The organism is Sporichthyaceae bacterium (assembly GCA_036269075.1).
GTDB lineage: Bacteria > Actinomycetota > Actinomycetes > Sporichthyales > Sporichthyaceae > DASQPJ01.
In genome coordinates this window covers 19,577-36,223 of sequence record DATASX010000079.1, presented here as the reverse complement: position 1 = coordinate 36,223, position 16,647 = coordinate 19,577, and the positions used below count along the sequence as shown (strand labels likewise).

The 16,647-nt window shown below is 67.9% G+C and carries 12 protein-coding genes; 6 read left to right on the top strand and 6 right to left on the bottom strand.

Features of this window, described 5'->3' with window-relative positions; all coding sequences use genetic code 11:
• Window positions 1-5: 5 nt before the first annotated feature.
• The 3 genes from VHU88_13795 to VHU88_13785 form a co-directional block, all read right to left on the bottom strand.
• Window positions 6-1,643 (bottom strand): alpha/beta hydrolase-fold protein, encoded by a 1,638-nt coding sequence (locus VHU88_13795; protein HEX3612753.1) that lies wholly within the window; start codon window positions 1,641-1,643, stop codon window positions 6-8.
• A gap of 417 nt (window positions 1,644-2,060) precedes the next feature.
• Window positions 2,061-3,752: an ABC transporter substrate-binding protein gene (locus VHU88_13790; protein ID HEX3612752.1), complete on the bottom strand. Its 1,692-nt coding sequence runs from the start codon at window positions 3,750-3,752 to the stop codon at window positions 2,061-2,063.
• Between the two features lie 444 nt (window positions 3,753-4,196).
• Complete coding sequence (locus VHU88_13785; protein HEX3612751.1) at window positions 4,197-4,490, bottom strand: hypothetical protein; 294 nt, start codon at window positions 4,488-4,490, stop codon at window positions 4,197-4,199.
• 447 nt (window positions 4,491-4,937) lie between these two features.
• Here VHU88_13785 and VHU88_13780 point away from each other — a divergent pair, with 447 nt between their 5' ends.
• The gene (locus VHU88_13780) at window positions 4,938-5,171 is read left to right on the top strand and encodes a hypothetical protein (protein ID HEX3612750.1); all 234 of its coding nucleotides are present in this window, start codon (window positions 4,938-4,940) and stop codon (window positions 5,169-5,171) included.
• A gap of 323 nt (window positions 5,172-5,494) precedes the next feature.
• On the opposite strand, the gene VHU88_13775 is transcribed toward VHU88_13780, so the two are convergent.
• Window positions 5,495-6,550 (bottom strand): hypothetical protein, encoded by a 1,056-nt coding sequence (locus VHU88_13775; protein HEX3612749.1) that lies wholly within the window; start codon window positions 6,548-6,550, stop codon window positions 5,495-5,497.
• A 2,147-nt stretch (window positions 6,551-8,697) separates the two neighbouring features.
• Here VHU88_13775 and VHU88_13770 point away from each other — a divergent pair.
• From VHU88_13770 to VHU88_13760, 3 genes are all read left to right on the top strand, one after another.
• A complete protein-coding gene (locus tag VHU88_13770; protein ID HEX3612748.1) occupies window positions 8,698-9,690 on the top strand; it encodes a branched-chain amino acid ABC transporter permease in 993 nt (330 codons plus the stop codon).
• 528 nt (window positions 9,691-10,218) lie between these two features.
• A complete protein-coding gene (locus VHU88_13765) occupies window positions 10,219-12,114 on the top strand; it encodes a chloride channel protein (GenBank protein HEX3612747.1) in 1,896 nt (631 codons plus the stop codon).
• On the top strand, window positions 12,111-12,329 hold the full coding sequence (locus tag VHU88_13760; protein HEX3612746.1) for a hypothetical protein: 219 nt from the start codon (window positions 12,111-12,113) through the stop codon (window positions 12,327-12,329). The genes VHU88_13765 and VHU88_13760 overlap by 4 nt, the downstream gene beginning before the upstream one ends.
• A 25-nt stretch (window positions 12,330-12,354) precedes the next feature.
• Here the strand turns inward: VHU88_13760 and VHU88_13755 are convergent, their stop codons facing one another.
• Window positions 12,355-12,960, bottom strand: coding sequence for a TetR/AcrR family transcriptional regulator (locus tag VHU88_13755; protein ID HEX3612745.1), 606 nt, complete (start codon window positions 12,958-12,960; stop codon window positions 12,355-12,357).
• A gap of 218 nt (window positions 12,961-13,178) precedes the next feature.
• Here VHU88_13755 and VHU88_13750 point away from each other — a divergent pair, with 218 nt between their 5' ends.
• Together VHU88_13750 and VHU88_13745 are read left to right on the top strand one after the other, a co-directional pair.
• Window positions 13,179-14,267: a branched-chain amino acid ABC transporter permease gene (locus VHU88_13750; protein ID HEX3612744.1), complete on the top strand. Its 1,089-nt coding sequence runs from the start codon at window positions 13,179-13,181 to the stop codon at window positions 14,265-14,267.
• A 16-nt stretch (window positions 14,268-14,283) separates the two neighbouring features.
• Window positions 14,284-14,832 (top strand): hypothetical protein, encoded by a 549-nt coding sequence (locus tag VHU88_13745; GenBank protein ID HEX3612743.1) that lies wholly within the window; start codon window positions 14,284-14,286, stop codon window positions 14,830-14,832.
• A gap of 85 nt (window positions 14,833-14,917) precedes the next feature.
• On the opposite strand, the gene VHU88_13740 is transcribed toward VHU88_13745, so the two are convergent.
• Complete coding sequence (locus tag VHU88_13740) at window positions 14,918-16,519, bottom strand: L-lactate permease (GenBank protein ID HEX3612742.1); 1,602 nt, start codon at window positions 16,517-16,519, stop codon at window positions 14,918-14,920.
• Window positions 16,520-16,647 lie beyond the last annotated feature (128 nt).

The following is a 16,647-nucleotide window of genomic DNA, read 5'->3' as shown; positions in this document are numbered from 1 at the left end:
TTCGGTCATGTCGGGCCAGACTCCGGTGGCGATATCCCGGTCGATGGCCCGTACCACTTCCACCGTGACCCCTTGGCGGCGCATGATCTCCATCGAGATGTCGGCCAGACCCTGGGTGTGCGACTGCTCCGGCGAGCGCTTACCCGAACCATCCCGTCCAAGGTCGCCTTGGCTGCGGTGATGGTCAGCAGCGGTACCTCGGGGGGCTGGGAGGTGCGGATTTCGGCTCGTCGGACGGTGTCTGGACCTGTGATGGGTTGCGACGGGAAGGTTGCCGGGCCGGTGATCGCCGCCCCGGTGGGGGTGGCCGCGAGGATGGCGCGGGACCGGGGTAGATGGGCAGTGATCCACGACAGGGCGTACGGGATTTCGCGGTTCCAGCTGTTGAAGTTGTGTCCGCCGTGGTCGAGGACGAGTTCCCGGGCGGTCATCGGCGCGTGGATCAGGTGGAGCCATTCCTGGTTGGTGGCGTAACCGTCGTCGCCCCCCTCGTCGGTCGCGGTGGCCAGCAGCAGGGACACCGCGGGCACGGGGAGGTGCTGCAGACGCCAGCCGAGGTCGTTGCGCTCGCGCAGCGTGGAGTCGTTGAACGCGCCGCGGGTGGTGGGGTCGGTGGCGGGCTGGAAGTAGCCGGACAACGAGGCGGCCACAGGAAACCGGGTCGGGTCGATGGCCTCGAGCTTGGCCGCGCAGTACCCGCCGGTCGAATCGCCGATAGCGGCGTAGGTCTGCGGTCGTAGGGCGAACTGGCCGACGACTGCATCGGGAACGTCTCGGTCATAGAAGGTGAATGCCTGTGGGCCGTCGGGGATGTCGGTGCACTCGGTGTCCCACGGGTAGTCGACCGAGGGGCTCAGCATCACCAGAACGGTCGGCGCGATGGTGCCGTCCTGGATTCCGGCCAGTGTCACGGCGGGGTAATGCAGGCGGTTGATCAGCCGGTCCGCGTCGCCGGGGTAGCCGCTGAACACGACGGCCAACGGTAGATTCCGTCGCCTCGGCCCGGATGGGTCCTGGCCGGGGCCCGCGGGGTCGAAGTAGGCGCTGGGCAGGTAGACGTAGGCGTGCTCGGAAAGTCCTGAGACCCGCCCCCGCAGAGTCGTGGACAGTACGGCTCCGCGCTGGGGCCAGGAGGTCGGGTCAGACCAGTCCGTCAGCACATTCCAGTCGGCACCGTCCGGGCCGGGTTCGACGACCGTGGGCAGCAGATGTTCGCGCGACGTGGCCGGCGCCGCCGAATCGACCTGCCATGCAGGGATCCGGATCGAGGCAAGGCCGGATGGCTTGTGCGTAAGGTCGGTCGGCGGCGTCGCGAGGCCCGGAGCCGCGCCGATTCGGGTCCCTGCCGTCGCGCCGGGCACCGACGGCTCCGGCGATCTGCGCGTCGATCCGGGGCGGACCCAGCCGGAGCGCAGGTGGGCGGGGAGCTGTTCGGGGCGGCCGGCGACCGCGGAACGCGCCACGGTCTCGGGCAACCCAGGTGGGGAAGGAGCCCAGAACGACCCGAACGCCAGGCACAGTCCGATACCCAACCAGCCTGTGGCGGCCAGCCCGCAGATGATCGCGACGGCCACCGCACGCGGCTGCTGCGCGACCTGATTGAGCAGTCGCCGACGTACCGTCCCCGGCGGCCGGAACCTCACCCACGAAACCAGCACCGGAGCCCCCCACCGATATGCCGTTACCCCCCTGCGCCCCTAGCGGCGGTGGATTGCCGACGCGGGGCGAACGGCAAGTTAGGGCCGGGACGATGAAAAGATCACCAACGACCGGACGGCGCGCATTCGACCTCAAGTCGGTTGCGCCGACTGCGCACCGGAGGCTCGAGCCCGCCGTGCAGGCGGCGCAGCAGGTCGAGGTCGGCTACGCGGCCGAGGGAACGAGCGGGCCGTGGGTGCATAGCGGTCCGGCGCCGGTGCGGCAGGGGGCGCCACGGTGTGTTCGGCAGGTGGTCAAATCACCCGGCGCCGGCGGAGATTGCCACCCTCCCGGGCGACCTTTCACAGCCCGGGTGTGCGAGCAGGTTCGCCGTCCTCCACTGCCCGCACACCCGGCTGGGTTCACTTCCAGGTGTAGATGACGAACTGGTTGGGGTCGGGGACGAATCCGTTAGGGCTGCCGTCGGGGTTCGAGATCGTGTTCGTGGAGGTGTACTTGTAGATGAATTCCCGACCCTGGCCGTAGTAGTGGTTCCAGTCGTTGCCGTTGCGTTCGGTGGGTGCGTAACTGAATCGCTGGTCCAGCGAAGCGTCGGCCTGCCAGATGGTCCCGTTGCTCAGTTGGGCCATCATTTTGTCGCGGGTCAGGTCCGGGCCGACGGCCTTGGCGGCCTCGGCGAAGATGTTCACCGCGGTGTATCCGGCTTGGACGATGTGGTGGTTGGTGCCGCGGTTGAAGCGGGCGTACTTGTTCATGGTGGCCATGAACTCCGGGCCCCACAGCTTGTAGGTGGTGTTGGTCCAGTAGCGGTTGACCGGCCACTGGCCGAAGATCGAGCCGAGGACCTCGGCGGCGAGGTGGTTGCCGGAGATGCCCTTGGACGGGTAGTAGCCCTGTTGGGCGGCCTCGACCATGAACTTGGCCATGGTGGCCGGGTTGATCACGTAATGGATGATGTGCTCGGGGTTGGCGGCCCGGAAGGCCAGTACGTAGGCCGACATCGAGGTTTCGGAGATGGACACGTCGGCGCGTTTGACCATCTTCGCGCCGGAGGAGTTCACGATTCCCTCGACCTGGTTGCAGGCCAGTTGCATCTCGGGCGAGGTCAGGCAGATCAGCCCGTAGGTCTTGGGGTGGATCGTGTTTACCACCCAGTGGGCGTTGGCCATGGCCTCGTGGATCATCGACATGTGGGTGGGGAACATGAACGGGTCCTGCCACTCCGTCTGGGAGTATGCCCAGGCCCCGACGTAGGGCAGGTGGTACTGCTTGAGGTCGTCGTGGATCGAGGCGGTCGCCCAGTCCACGCCGGTGATCAGGGAGAAGATCTGGTCGGAGCCGACCAGTTTCTTGATGCAGGCTTTGGCGCGGGCGACCTCACCGGGACCGTCGTCGCAGTCGACCAACGACACTCGGCGCCCGAGCACGCCGCCGCGGTCGTCGATGGCCTGGATCGCGGCCAAGTCACCGTGGACCTGTGGGGTGACCAGCACGTTGCCCAGCGCCATGCCGTGCATGTTCACCGAGCCGAGCTTGATGGCGTTCTTGGTGATGCCGACGTCGGTAGCGCCGTTCTTCTGGTTGTAGACCTGCTGGTCCTGTTGCTTCTGCGCGGAGGACTGGCTGTCGTGCACGTGGGTCAGGTCGACCCCGAGTCGCTTGTCGGAGTTGTCGTAGCTGCCGGAGGCGGTCGGCCGGCCCGGGACGCTCGAGACGGAGGCGGCCGACTGCTTGCCCGGCGAGGTCTTGCTCGCCGCGGGGACGGTTGCGGTGGCGCGGCTGGGGCCGGCGTGCTTCCCGGACTTCGCGCGCACGCTCGCCGGCACGCGCAGGGGGGCGAGTGCCGGCGGCCGCGCCGGGTTCGGCGCGGCGGCTTTCGTGGTCGCCGCCGCGCCGCCCGTCGAGGCGGCGGGGCCATCGGCGGCCTTGCCGGGGGTCGGGGCGCTGCCACCCGGGACCGCGGCGACCGCCGGTGCCGCAGGCTGCTGGGCCACGGCGTCGCCGCTGCCGCCGCTGCCGCAGGCCGCCAGCAGCAGGCCCGAGGCCGCGACGATCGGCACCACCTTCGCCAGTCCGTGGACATGGTGTCTCATAAGAACTCCCTTTGAATTGGGTTCGACACCTCCAGGATGAACCGGACATTTCGGTACGGAACCTGAGAGAGCGGTTTCGAGATATTAATGTGACGCAGGGTCACGAATATGTCATGACGACAATTCCGATGAATTCATGAAACGCATCCCGGACAACTTCCGCATGATTTTTCGGGGAATGATTCCTCGTCGATGCGCCGCGCCCGGTCCGGCCGATTCTGAATCTCCCGAAGGCAACGCTTTTCAGACCTGAGTCCCCTCGGCGGCGATGGTCATCGGACAGCCCGACGCCCCCACGCACGTCGCACCCACCGCAAGATGTGATGCCATGTCAGTTCGGCATTCGACCCACCCGAGACATTCGCCCACAACTCGGGGACCCGTCGGCCGGACCGGATCGGACCCGCTGCGGTCCGGCGCTGCGCGCAACCAGTGCCGTACCCGCTAGGACCGGCCGGAGGCCCCGGTCGCGAATCCGGCAGGTCTGGACGACAACTGGTCGGTGCTGGAGTGTCCGGTACGCCCGGCCGACCCGGCGGGGCTCAGCATCGGGGCGCTGTCGGAGGCGAAAGAGGCCAAGAACGGCCCGAATGTCAGGGACACGGCGATCGTGAGCCAGCCCAGGCCGGTGAGCACGACGACGAACGCCGTGATCGGGCGCAGCCGGCCACCGTTGCTCAGCAACCGCAGGCAAACGGCCCCCATGGCCGACCAGATGGCGACCGACACCACGACCATCGCCGTATCTCCCAAATGGATGCTCGCCCGGACCCGGCAGCGCGCGCTGGCCGCAGCGGCCTGGGCGGGTCCTGGGCACCGTACCGGCACAAGAATGAAGAGTCCGGTAATGATCGACCGCGTACGGCGAGCTGCAAAGGACGCCGATCGAAACGGCGGGGAGCAACGCGCCGGGGCACGTCGATGCACAGCCCCGGCACAGCCCGTAGTCCTGAATCAATCATCAGCGGGCGGGAGGATCGGATCACCTGGAAAGGGGGCGCGCCGGGCGTCCGGACACCACCGGCGCGGGCGCACCCCCTGCCCGGGTCGGCGCACCGGACCGAGGGACCCCCGGTCCCGCCCGGGCACGCGGATCAGCGTCGACCCCGCGTACTCGACAGCCGCAGCCGTGGCAGAACGTTCGAGAGTTTCCCTAACCTGATCACGGAGAGATGGAGTTGTCCGGTGGACACCATCGAGGCGCTGCTTTGGATCAGTGGCGGGGTGGCCCTGTCCTACTTCGGTTCGTTGACCCCGCGGGCCCGCCGCGCGGGCGTGGAGCCGAAAGCCCCGTGGGGCCCACGGAAGCTGTGGGGACCGCTACCCGATCCCGCCCAGCAGGGCTGCCCCGCGGGGTCGGACCGATCCGGCCTCACCGTCGCGCCCGCGCACCGATCCAGCGACCCGCCCATCAGCTGACGACCGGCACGGCGCCAAGCCGTAGCGATCGGAGCGCCGGCGTCAATGAGCCGGCCGCAAAGGCAGGTTCCGAAGATCCGCCCCCTGTCAGTTCTCTACGTGGGAGAAAGGCGGACGTCCCGCCCGCCGCCGCACCGGCGGTCAAGGCCTCGTGCCAGGTGCTCCGGGACAGCCACCCCGGACCGTCGCGCAATCGCCGCTGTCCACGCGCAACACAACTGACGACCCGTCAGCCGCCCGGCGCCCGGCGATGCGCGGGAGGGGTGCAGGAGCCGTCACCCAGCCCGCACATCCGGTGCCTGGCCACGGCGGGTGGCCAGACGTCAGGGCTGGTTGTAGATCCCGGTGAAGGTTATCGACCCGAAGCGGGCGTACTGGTCCTGGCCGACGGTTCCGTTGCGGGACTTCAGCCCCGCCTCGCCCTGGATGGCCGGTGCGGTGATGTAGTGCAGGCCGGTGGTGCCCGCCTCGGTCGAACCCTCGACGCCGGTCTTCGGGGCCAGGACCTGGAAGCCGAGCGGCCCGAGCGCCGAACCGGCGGCGGACAACGTGGCCGCCTGCGAGTTGAACTGCTTGGTCAGCTGGTCGGCCGGCACGTTGTTGCCGGAGAAGGTGAACCCCTTGCGGCCGAACGCGGTGCGCGAGCCGCCCGGTGCGGCGGTGAAGAACGACAGCCGGTAGGTGACCAGCGGTTGGCTGCCGTCGGGCTTCTGGCTGACCTGCATGAAGGAATTGATCGTGTTGAGGTCGCCGGCGTTCTTGATGCCGGTGACGTACGCCCGCGCGGTGGTGGTGTACACCCCGGTCGCCCGGTCCAGGTTCGAGGTCGTGGTCGAGCCGACGACGTCGGCGTTGTTCACCAGGTCGGCGACGTTTCCGGACCCGCTTCCTTTCACGTCGCTGTCGCAGTGCGCCGTCACGTAGACCGGTGTCCCGTCAGAGGGAATCGGCGCGATTCGCTGCCCCGGGGGCAGGTAGTTGGTGATGCCCGGCGACCGGTCGGAGAGGCTGTTGCCGGCGGCGATGTTCGGCTTCACGTCGCGCGCGTACACGGGGTTCTGGTACCCGCCCTGGACACTGCCGGCATCGGGCGGCGCCGCGCCCTTGCCCAGGACGGCTTCCTCCACGTACTGGCCCAACCAGTACGTGGCGCCGTCGGACTCGCACCTGCCCTGCGCCTCGCCGATGTCGTGCGAAAGGTTCACCCCGCTGTAGCCGACGTCCTGATAGATGACGGCCGGGATGTGGTCCTCGAACTCCAGTCCGGCGCTGCGCATGTCCAAGATGTAGCTGGCCTTGTTCGTGTAGTCGAAGCCGCCCCCGGCGGCCCCCGAACCCGTGGCGGCCGCAGGTGTCGCGAGCGCGCTGGTCAGCAGCACAGCGGTTCCCACGCCGACCTGGACCGCCTGTCGCGCCCGGCTCGATCGGTCATTTCTTCCTCGCATTTTCATGAAATACTCCTCTCCGGGGATCCCGAATGATGCACTGCCGTATCCGTGCGTCGGGATTGCCCTCAATTACGCCATTCTGCATTGTTCCATCGCGTCCGACCCGACCCGCGTTTCACCGCGGGAACCGAAATCTCAGTTATCTGTGCGCGAAAGTCGCTCGCGGCCGTTCGCAGATGAAGCCGGAATGAATGGGATCCGGATTGCGGTCACGATCAGGATCCGAATTGCGGAAGGCAGCATGAATTTCGATTCGACGGGTGGCGTTGATCACCCGGCATGACCACATGGACGCGCTCACTTATCACCGCAACTGATGCCTGCTCACTTGCGGCGCCGACCCGGGGCCGGTCAGCGCCGACTCCGGCTACCGGTCAGTGTCGGCGTGGAACCAGGCCATCGCGCAGTGGGTCGCCGCTGCCCGGTCGGTCGAGGCGGAGGCAGGCCGCCTCTCAGCCGACGGGGACCCCGCGGGTCGCCGGCCCCCCGACGTGCGTCCGCAGCTCTCCCGCCTCGACGACACCGATCGCGCGGAGGTTCTCGTGTTCATGAACCAATAACGGAGCACCCGGTTCTATACACCTTCGACGCCTTTCCCCACCTGTACCCAGCGAAGGGAGGCAGGCCGTGGCTCCCGAGCCATCGAGGCATGCCCTCCGGCGCCCACCGCGCGCGGCGGGTGAAGGCTGACGAGGCGAACGGACGGTCGGGAAGTCGTGACCACATGCCCGCACGAGCCGCAGTGCCCGGACGCGGATGCGAGCGACCGCGAGGCAGCCCATACCGTCGCGGCCCACCCGGAGCAGGGCTGGAGCCTGCTGTGCAACGGAGTCGTCCTGTTCGACGACTCCGGGGGGATCCTCCCCAACAGCAGCACGGTCGCTGCCCACAGACCCCCCGAACGCCTCCAGGCCATTCGCCCCAGCCCGACATGGCGGGCAACCCAGGTGGGCCCCAGGCACCGGCGCTGAACCGAGCCCGTGCCCGATGCCGCTCAGTGTGAACCGGTCGAACGGCATGCCCCGGAATTGCCGCCCGCCATGGCCGGGTGACGCGACATCGTCTGTGTCGCCGGGGGCGTGACGCCGGAGCCCGCCCCACTGTCCACGGTGCACCAGAAGCGCCAACTGGCGCTCGCTCTGCCTGGTGCTCACGCGCTCCGGCGGGAGAATTCTGACCGTGCGTCAGACTGCTGAGGGCGGTGGATGCGTTGTGGCGGCGTCATGCGGCGAGGGTCAGCACGTGAGCCCCAGACTTGGCAGCTCTGTGCCTCGCCGACGCAGCGTTCCCGCACCTTCAACGGGGCGGGGTCGCCCTCCAAACCAGCCCCGGTCGACTCGGTCGTTCATCAAACTGGAATCCATCGGACCGCAGGCTTCTTACGTGGTCGACGTCCAGGCCCGTGCTCATCGGAGCGCCGACGCTCACCTGCGCGTGGGGCCGCATCGGCGGACGCGCCGGACGGAGGGAAGGAAGGACGGCTGTGAGCTGGTGGCAGGTCCTGTTGATGTTCGCCGGGATCCCCCCGGCGATCGGGGCGCTCATCGCCTGGATCGTCTGGCGGCTGACCGCAGGACCGGAAGCGACCTCCGTGGCCTCGAAAGACGCTGTCCTACCCGGAGTCGCCAGCCCGGCTCGGCCCGGCGTTGACGAAAGCCCCACCTGACCGCGACATCGTCACACGATCGGAGACACCCGACCTGGGGCTGCAAAGATCTGTTCTGCGGGTCACGATCTTCCCAGGCTGCGTGCATCCGTATTCGTCACTGCCGTGACACCGCTTCCTAGTTCTGACGCAGGATCAGCACCGTCAGACCGAAGGGGCCCTTCCGCTCATCCGAGGCAGTATCAGATCCCGCGCGCGCATCGCAACCGGCGCGACCCACCTGGGTGGTTTGAGCGATCGCGGGAGGTCAAGCTGTGGGACGCGTCACGGATCGCCGTCACGTTCACTATTCATTCATACTCTGGGCAGAAGATCCGAGACAGGTCGCTCTCCGCCGGGCGCATCCATCCGCCGCGAGGCCGCTGGGTGGCCGTTCACCGTTGTCCCATGGAAAGCAAAGCCGATGCCCCTCATGGATTCCCTGACTGCTCTGTCGTTCAACCGGGCGATCTTCTGGCCCTCGGTAGTCAACGGCGTGACGACCGCGGGCCTCTACGGCCTCATTGCGGTGGCGATGGTGCTCAGCTACCGGATCAGCCGGACCGTGGCGTTCCTGCACGGTGGCATCGTGATGGGGGGCACGCTGCTGTTCTGGTACCTCTGCTCGGGCAGCGGGGCCGGCTCGGCGCCGGGGGTGAACAGCGCACTGCTCGGCGGCGGAGCTGGGGGCGGTTCCAGCCGGCCGCATTGGCCCATGTGGCCGGTGGTCATCGGGCTGATGGCCGCAGGCGCGCTGGTCGCTGCCCTCTATGGGCTGGTGGTGACCAGCAGCAAGCTGGCGAACTACCCGAAGGTGACGCTGACCAACTTCTCGCTGGCGGTGATGCTGATCCTCATCGGGTTGTTGTTCCAGTACAACAAGTCGGAGAACGAGCCTGCCCCCTCACCGTTCGGCACCGGCAAATTCCATGTCGGGGTGCAGGTGGTGACCGTGCACCAGCTGATGACACTGATCGTCCTGGGTGTGGTGGTCATCGGGTTCACAGTCCTGCTGCAGCGCACCCGCTTCGGCATCTACGTCCGGGCGATCGCCGACAACATCGAGGCCAGCAAGCTGGTCGGCGTGCCAATCGGTCAGGTCGGCACCTCCGTTTACGCGATCTCCGGGGCGATCTCGGCGCTCGGCGGCATCCTGCTGGGCAACTACGTCGGCACCGACACCACCGCCATCTTGTTCATCTTCCTGCGGGCCCTGATCGTGTGCGTGCTCGGCGCATTCTCGAGCATCCCGCTGGCGCTGCTCGGCGCGGTCACGCTGGCGATCCTCGACTCGATGCTGAAGTCCGGCCTGTTCGGAACCGTCAGCATCGGTTGGCAAGAACTGGTCGTGGTCAGCATCCTCTTCCTGGTCATCATCCTGGTCGACCACTTCGGCAAGAAGGGCTCCTCCGTGCTCGCGCACTAGCGCCGATCGAGAACGCCACGTGACCGGGCGCACCGAGGCTGAGTCCTGTAGTACGAGGACTCGGAAGTACGCCCGCCGGTTGGATCCCTCCCATCGATGGACGACGAAACCTGCTCTGCGCCATGGCATGGATCACGTTCGAGACAACTGAGCCGGACTGATCTGCCCATGCGGTGAGTTGTTCCCGACCTGCCTGACGCTGCATCAGCAGGCGGCCCGCCGCCCGATGCTGCTTGGAGCCCATCCGGAACACCGCGTCCAACCGTTCCGGGGGTGCGGACCGAGGGCGCTGCGATATGTGTGCAGGACGTCGGGGAGCACGAGGGCGGGATCGGACTGGACGATGGCCACTCCTCGGCCTTCCCGACAGGAGTTGTCGACTTGCGGGCCGCAGCCACCGGCGCGCGCGGGCCGGAGGGGCGGGGTGACCGGTGCGCGGCGGTGGCTACACTGTCATAGAAACCGACCAGTCGGTCTTCGTCTTAGGGTTCCGACCAACCGCCCGTCCCCGCTGAACAGGAGTGCTCAGTGACCGGTGCGCCGCCGGCGGGTGCACGGACCTTCGGCCCACTGCGGGTTCCCGCAGACCTCGCCAGGTCGGCACACGACTGGTTGCGTGGCTCGCCACCCGGGCTCGTCCCGCTGGCCCTGTTCGTGGGCGCCGGGGCGGGGGCCGGGGCTGTCCTGTTCCGATACCTGGTGGTGTGGTGCACGCAGTTGTTCACCGGACGCGACGACTACAGCGACGCGGGCCGAGTCGGCACCTCGCACTTCCCTGGTCTGGGCGTCGCGTTCGTGATCGTCACGCCGGTGCTCGGTGGCCTCGTCTACGGCCCCTTGGTCAATCGGTTCGCCCGGGAGGCTCGCGGCCACGGCGTCCCGGAGGTGATGCTGGCCGTCGCGCAGCGCGGTGGGCGCATCCCCCCTCAGGTGGCCCTGATCAAGTCGTTGGCCTCCGCCCTGTGCATCGGTTCGGGCGGCTCGGTGGGGCGCGAAGGTCCGATCGTGCAGGTCGGGTCCGCGCTCGGTTCGACGGCGGGTCAGCTGTTACGTATGCCCGACAACCGGTTGCGGCTCATGGTCGCCTGCGGCGCAGCAGGCGGGATCTCGGCCACCTTCAACGCCCCCATCGCGGCGGTGTTCTTCGCTCTCGAGCTGATCCTGCGCGACTTCGCCACCGAATCCTTCGGCGTGGTGGTCCTGGCCTCGGTCACGGCAGCGGTCATCGGCCGGGCAGCCTTCGGCGACCGGCCGTTCCTGAACCTGCCGCAGTTCCAGGTCGTGTCGGTCCGCGAGTACCTCGCCTACGCCCTGCTGGGACTGTTGGCCGCGGTCGTGGGCGTGGGGTTCGTCCGCGTCCTGTACGGCGCCGAGGACCTGGCCGACCGGCTGTGGCGCGGTCCGGAATGGCTGCGCCCGGCGGCAGGCGGAGTGCTCCTCGGCCTGTTGTTGCTGGGACTGCCGCAGCTGTACGGAGTCGGGTACCCGGTACTTGCGCATGCCGTCGGCGGCGCCTACGGGGTGCGCCTTCTGGCGGCGTTGCTGGTCGGCAAAATTCTCGCGACCAGTCTGACCATCGCGATAGGTGGTTCCGGTGGCGTGTTCGCGCCCTCCCTGTTCATGGGCGCCATGCTGGGAAGCGGTTACGGGCAGATCGTGCACCAGTTGGCGCCGTCCGTCACGGCAGCCCCCGGGGCTTACGGCCTGATCGGCATGGGCGCGGTGTTCGCCGGCTCGGCGCGGGCGCCGATCACCGCGGTTTTGATCATCTTCGAGGTCACCGGCGACTACACAATCATCCTGCCCTTGATGGTCGCCGTCGTCCTGGCCGCGGGCGTCAGCAACCTGATCTCCGCGGACACGATCTACACCCTCAAACTGCGTCGTAGAGGCATTGACCTGCTCGGTCCGCGTAACTCCAATGCACTTGAGACCCTGACCGTCGCGCAGGCCATGTCTTCGGCACCGGAGCCGCTGCCCGCCGATGCCCCGTTGACCGCCGTGATCGACCGACTGGCGGGCGGAGCGACCGAGGCCGCCCCGGTCATCCGGGACGACGGCACCTATGGCGGAATCGTGGTAGCCGCCGATGCCGAAAGAGCGGCACGTTCCGAAGCGCTAGCGGCAACCGCCGGCCAGCTCGCCACGGTGGTCCCCAATCTGCGGCCGGAGCAGAGCTTGGACTCAGCCTTGTCGATCCTGCTCCACAACGGCCATGGCGGACTTCCGGTCGTCTCTGCCGAACACCTGGTCATCGGCTGGCTGGGACACCTGGACGTTCTGCGGGCGTGGAACGAGGCGCGGCCGGACCAAGCCGCCGGGTCCGAGGGCGAGCCCGGCAATGCCGCGCGCCAGTCGATCGTCCAACCAACGCCCGGACACCGAGCGGTGATTACGCATCGCGGAGGGGACGAGAACGCATGAGGACACCGGACGAGCAGGCCGTGCTGGAGGCAATGGCGGACGACCTGCGCCGCGGACACCCGAACCTGGCCGACGCGCTGCAGCGCTGGGAGCCGCCGCCGGAGGGTTTCCGGGAGCGGCTCCGGGCGGCCGGTCCACTGACCTGCATCGTCGTCGCCCTGTTCGCGGCGGACCTGCTTTGGCTGTTGGCGACAAGCATCTGGGCCTGCACCTGAGCCCGCCCGTGTGCCGCGAGGCAGCTCAGACCATGACGGGAACCGCCAGGTGATCGAGCAGGATGTCGATGACCCGGGAGATGTTCTGCCACCGGAAACCGGTCGGGTCGACGGCGTGGTGCAGCAACAGGCCGTCGACCAGCGCGACCAGCACTGCGCCGAATGCGTTGGCCGGCACCTCGGCCAACTCACCCGAGAGGGCGCCGGCGGTGGCAAAGCCGGCCAGTCGCACGCGTCGGGATCGGACTGCCTCGGCAATGCGGTCCCGCAATTCCTCGTCGACCCCGACGTGGGACCAAAGCTCGGCGCGCAACGCGACCTCAGCAGGATCCTGCGCACGCTGAACCATCGTCCGGACGAAGGCCCGGACCTTTTCCAACTCCGAGCCGTCGCCGGCCGCCAGAGCGTCCAGCAGCTTGTCCACGTCGGCGATCTCCTCGTCCAACATGGCGTGCAGCAGCTCCTGCTTGGAGCTGAAGTGTACGTAGAACGCCCCCTTGGACAGGCCTGCCCGGGCGCAGACGTCGTCGATCGTCATGTTCCGGAACCCAGCCTCGACCGCGAGATCGCGGGCCGCCTCGGTGAACTGGTTCCGCCGCGCCGCACGAGCCTCCGGACCGATCTTCGGCACACGCCCTCCCAGAGCTCACAGGTGAGGTTACAACCCGGTTTCCAACGGTATAAGATAATCAAAACCGACTAGTCAGTCTTTATCAGGTCCCGGGAGACGCCGTGTCCAGCCTGACGCTCACCAACTCCAGAAGGTCGGCAGCCGGCCGGGACAAGTCCGCATCGCAGGAAGCATTCCCGGGTCTGTCGCGACGCGGTGGACTAGGCGTCGGTAGACCCGTGTTGCTGCTCGTCGGGATCCTGCTGGGTACCTTCGAGAACAGCTACTGGCTGTTCATCCTCCAGATGTCCTTCATCATGGGCATCGTCGCCCTGGGGACCTTGATCGTCGCCGGGTACGCCCGCGAGATCACGCTGATGCAGGCGGGCCTGACCGGTACGGCGATCTACGTGTCCGGGTGGGCCTACCGGTCGAACACCGAGGGGCTCAACTGGCCGTTCCCGGTCGCCGCGTTGTTCGGAACCGGTGTGGTCGTGGCGATCTCGATCGCCGTGGCGGTGGTCTCGGCCCGCCTGTCGCCGATCTACGTGATGGTGCTGACGCTGGCGGTGCAGTTCACCATCGAGAACTCGGTGTTCACCGTGGGGAAGCTGACCGGCGGCCTGCAGGCACCGTTCGTGCCCCGCCCGGACTTCTACGGGCTGTCCCTGCGCAACGAGCACGGCGAGTACTTCTTCCTGATGGGCATCTCGATCGTTTGCATCGTGCTGGTGGAGCGGTTCCGGAGTTCTCGGTACGGCCGGGCGATGATGGCGGTCGGCAACGACAAGCAGGCCGCTGCCGCGGTTGGCATCAACCCGTGGACCTACCGGATCGGGGCTTTCGCTCTCGGTGGCCTGTTCGCGGGGGTCGGCGGGGCGTTCTGGGCACCCCAACTGGGCGCTCCGCCCGGTATCTCGCAGTTCTTCGCCATGCAGTCACTGTTCTACCTGGCCATCCCGGTCTTCGCCGGCTTCGACTCCGTGCCGGCGGTTTTCGTGACCGGCATGTTCTTCATGGCCCTGCCGATGGCACTGGAGCAGTACCATTTCCAACCTCTGCTGCTCGGCGGTGTCGCGCTGATGGCCGGGGTATTCCTCGGTCCGAGAGGAATCAGCGGGTTCAGCGCCGACCTGGTGCAGCGAGTCAGGCACATCCTCGCGACCGCCGGCCCACGGGGCCTGCTGCGGTTGATCGCCCGCCCGCGCAAGCCGTCCTGGCTGCACCGGCCGGATCGCGCGGGTGCCCGGTCCTACAAGAAACTGCGCGCCGAGGATTCCGGCGCCGACTTCTGGTCCTCCGACCGGCACGGCGCGGCGATCAGTTGACGTCGAGGAGCCTTCGATGAGAACTCAGAACTTCGCGGTCATGCCGTTCTTCGCAGGTGTGAGCGGCGCAGTGATGGTCCTCGGTACCGTGATCGGGCAGTCCGGCAATGCGAACTCCTCCGACGACTCCAACCCGATGTCCGGCATGGACATGGGTCCCGGCTCGTCGATGTCTTCGATGCCTGGGATGTCCGGCGGAGGATCGTCCGCCGCGCCTGCGGCCGGGTCGATGACAATGCCGGACGGGTCCAAGATGGCGTCCTCGGCGATGCCCATGAACATGTCCGACCCGAAGATGGCTGCCTCGATGCCGGGCGGACTGCACACCAGCTGTTCCGGCGCGACGTGCACGGTGATCTTCGCGAGCACAGCCACCGGCACCGCTGCGGTCCTGGGCACGACCGCGAAACTGGACAGTGCCTCGGCCAAGCAACTGGTGCTGACCGTCGGGAAGAAGAAACTGACGCTGCGTCAGGGAAGGTCGGTCACCGCGGGGCACATCAAGGTCGAGCTGACCAAGGTGGCGGGCAAGTCCTACACGGTGACGTTCACCAAGACTCGCTGAGCTGTGCGGAGGGTGGGACCGGATTCCGCGGAAACACCCAGGGCCCGCTTGGTTTCTTGCCGGCCGAGTGCCCGGTGCGGCCCGCTCACCAGTCGAAGGCCAGGTAACGCGCGACGCCGATCAGCAGCAGCCAGGCGAGGATGACCAGCGTCCAGCCGAAGTTGTGGCGGATGATCTCGCCTTCCTTGCGCACGAAGCGCGTGGTGGCGACGCCGACGCTCGCGGTCTGCGGCGCGATCGGCTTGCCGACCTCCGCGCCGACCGAGTTCAACGTGGGCAGCAGCAGCGGCGGGAAGCCGCGCAGCTTGCCGACCAGCACCTGCACCGCGCCGAACATCGCGTTCGTCGAGGTGTTGCTGCCTGACAGCGCCACCCCGATCAACCCCAGGATCGGGGAGAACAGGATGAACCAGTCGCCCATCTTGGACAGCGCGCTGGCCAGCGAGGCCGCCATGCCGGAGTAGTTGTAGACGTAGGCCAGGCCGAAGATGAAGACGCCGACCAGCGCCGCACCCCAGATCTGGCGCAGGGTCTTCGCGAAAATCTGACGCAACTGGGCGAAGCTCAACCGCAGCAGCACCGCGACGATCAGCCACGAGACCAGGATCGAGGTTCCGCCGATCCAGGGCTTGAAGTCGAAGGCCGCCTTGATCGGCTTGTGGCTGACCGCGGAGATCGCCCCCACCTTGAGCGTCAGCCAGGAAACGCCGGGCAGCCGCGACCACGGCCCGGTCCACGCGACCACGACCCCGATCAGCACCAGGAATGGCAACCAGGCGCCGAGCACCGCGGAGGCCGACAGCGCCGGGCCACGATTCCGGTCCGCGTCGATGTCCGCCTGCGACACCGGCTCCCCGCCGTAGCCGAGCACCGTCGCCGGCCGCCAGAACCGGATCAGCACGAACAACGCGACGAAGCAGGTGATCGACCCGATCACGTCGGGCAGGTACGGGCCGAGATAGACCGCGACCGGCAGTTGACCCGCGATGTAACCGAGCGAGCCGACGATGGCCAACGGCCAGCCGTCCCGCAGCCCGCGTTTGCCGGACACCAGGTAGATCAGGATGAACGGCGGAAGCAGGGCCAGCACCGCGACGACCGCGCCGATCGAGCCGGACAGGTCGATCAGCGGCAGCCCGGTGACTGCGGCCAGCGCGATCACCGGCGCGCCGAGCGCGCCGTAGGAGACCGGCGCATTGTTGGCGATCGCGGCGACCCGGATCGCGTCCTTGTCCGGGATCCGCAGCCCGATCAGCAGCGGCGCGACCACCGCCCACGGATAGCCGAAGCCGACCAGGCCTTCCAGCAGCGCGCCGAAGGCCCAGGCGAACAGCAGCGTCTGGATGCGGACGTCCGCGGTGCCCTGCGCCACCAACCAGGCGCGCAGCCGGTCGAAGCGACCGGTCACCACCAACGTGTTGAACAGGATCAGGCCCCAGAACGTGATCCAGTCGACCGCCCAGAGTCCGTTCAAGCTGCCGTAGTAGTAGGCGCGCGCGCCCAGGTCGAACGGCATGTCCCAGGCCGCCCAGGCGATCAGGAACGTGACGAGGGAGCCGACCAGCGCCGCCAGCCAGGCAGTCTGGCGCAGCACCACCAGCAGGACCAGCAGCACTGCCAGCGGGAGCAACGCGACCGTCGCGGTGGCGGCCAGATTGTCGAATGGATCGAGCACTTGCCTGAACAAGGCACCCTCCGTTGCCGCGAAGCACCGGTATGACGCAGTTCATGAGCGTGCACGCAGTGAGTTCGCGCGGCGCCGGTGGCTCCGACTGCTCGTCGCGGGGCCAGTGTGGCGTGAGAGTGCCTTCGATG